Raw genomic sequence first — 431 nt, forward strand, 5'->3', positions numbered from 1 at the left:
GATGAGTTGGGGCGCATCACCCGCTACGAGTATGACGACGACCTGCATCTGGTCAGCCGGCGGATCAACCCGGACGGTACGCGGCTGCAGTACCGCTACGACCATGCGCAGCTGTTGCTCACGGAGATCGAGAACGAGTCCGGCGAGAAGTACCGGCTGGACTACACGCCCACCGGACTGATCCGACAGGAAACCGGCTTCGATGGCCGCCGCACCGCCTATGCCTATGACCGCAACGGCCATCTGCTGGAGAAGACCGAGTACGGTGATGACGGCTCGACGCTGGTCACCGGCTACCAACGTGATGCTGCCGGACGCCTACTGCTCAAGACCCTGCCGGACGGGGTTGAGGTCAGCTATCGCTATGACCGTTTAGGCCGCTTGGTCGGTGTGGATGACGGCCAGGATCACCCGCTGGCTTTCGAATACGA

At 62.4% G+C, this 431-nt stretch carries 1 protein-coding gene; it reads left to right on the forward strand.

What is annotated here, in order from left to right; translation table 11 throughout:
- Positions 1–431, forward strand: a 431-nt coding sequence (locus tag ACKLNA_RS29170; RefSeq protein ID WP_408987854.1) for a hypothetical protein, incomplete at both ends; no start/stop codon positions are given.

The sequence above is a fragment of the Pseudomonas sp. UV AK001 genome, from assembly GCF_046097675.1.
Classification (GTDB): Bacteria; Pseudomonadota; Gammaproteobacteria; order Pseudomonadales; family Pseudomonadaceae; genus Aquipseudomonas; species Aquipseudomonas kribbensis.